Source organism: Methylosoma difficile (assembly GCF_054657615.1).
The window spans coordinates 1-1741 of the sequence record NZ_BAAHYJ010000012.1 but is presented as its reverse complement, the minus strand read 5'-3'; the positions used below and the strand labels follow the sequence as shown (position 1 = coordinate 1741).

The window sequence follows — 1741 nt, the reverse complement described above, 5'->3', positions numbered from 1 at the left end:
CAGTGCGAACTTACTGGACGGAGGCGCAGGTGCGGACAGCCTAGCGGGCGGCTTGGGCAATGACAGTTATGTCGTTGATGATTTGGGCGACACCGTTACAGAAACCTCAACACTGGCGACTGAAATTGACAATGTGTCCAGCTCGGTTTCTTTTGTCTTGGGCGCAAATCTGGAAAACCTTGCCCTGACCGGCACAACTGCCATCAACGCCACCGGCAACGGCTTGAACAATGCGCTACTTGGCAACGACGGCAACAACGTGCTGGACGGCAAAGCCGGTGCGGACACAATGAGCGGCGGTTTGGGCAATGACAGTTATACAGTCGATAACAGTGGAGATACGATAACAGAAACCTCCACCTTGGCAACCGAAGTGGATTCGGTAAGCAGTTCGGTGTCGTTTGTATTGTCAGACAACGTCGAAAACCTGACCCTGACCGGCGGCAAGAACCTCAAGGCCACCGGCAACGCCAAGAACAATGTCCTGAAAGGCAATGCCGGCAGCAACACGCTGGACGGCAAAGCCGGTGCGGACAACATGAGCGGCGGCACCGGCAAGGATACTTACATGGTTGACAACGTCGGCGACAAAGTGACCGAAACCTCGACGCTGGCGACCGAGGTGGACACGGTCATCAGTTCGGTTTCCTTTACGCTGGGCGCAAATCTGGAAAACCTAACCCTGACCGGCACGGCGAACAGCAACGCCACCGGCAACAGCCTGAACAATACTCTGGTCGGCAACGACGGCAACAACGTATTGGACGGCGGCGCAGGTGCGGACAGCCTGGCGGGTGGCTTGGGCAATGACAGTTATGTGGTTGATGATGCGGGCGACACCGTTACGGAAACCTCGACACTGGCGACCGAGATTGACAGCGTGTCCAGTGCCGTGTCGTTCACTTTGGGCGACAACGTGGAAAACCTAACCCTGACTGGCACAGCGAACAGCAACGCCACCGGCAACAGCCTGAACAACACCTTGGTCGGCAACGACGGCAACAACGTGCTGGATGGTGGCGCGGGTGCGGACACTATGGCGGGCGGCTTGGGCAATGACAGTTATGTCGTTGATGATGCGGGCGACACCGTTACGGAAACCTCAACACTAGCGACCGAGATTGACAGCGTGTCCAGCTCGGTTTCTTTTGTCTTGGGCGCGAACCTGGAAAACCTGAACCTGACCGGTACGGCAAACATCAACGCCACCGGCAACAGCCTGAACAACGTGCTGGTTGGCAACGACGGCAACAACATATTGGACGGCGGCGCAGGTGCGGACAATATGGCAGGCGGCTTGGGCAATGACAGTTATGTCGTTGATAATACGGGCGATGGGGTGACAGAAACCTCAACACTGGCGACCGAAATTGACAGCGTGTCCAGCTCGTTCTCTTTTGTCTTGGGCGCAAATCTGGAAAACCTGACCCTGACCGGTACGGCGGCAAATGCGACAGGCAATAGCTTGAACAACGTACTGACCGGTAATGCGTCAACGAACGCGTTGGTTGGCGGTACGGGCAACGACACCTTGGTGGCGGAAGAAGGTGCGGATGTGCTGACTGGCGGCACGGGCAAGGACGCGCTCAACTTGGCGGAAACCGTTGCCAAAACCGACACGGTGAAAATCGCCACGGGCCACAGCACGGTCACGGACTTTGATGTCATCAGCGGCTTCCAAAAGGGTCTCAGCGCCAGCTCGGCGGCGGGCGTGGACAAGCTGGATTTGGTCAGCACCAGT

The 1741-nt window shown here is 57.2% G+C and carries 1 protein-coding gene; it reads left to right on the top strand.

The window, feature by feature from the left end:
- The coding region (locus ACYQ1O_RS16870) for a beta strand repeat-containing protein (protein ID WP_459993436.1) at positions 1-1741 on the top strand (1741 nt) is incomplete at both ends.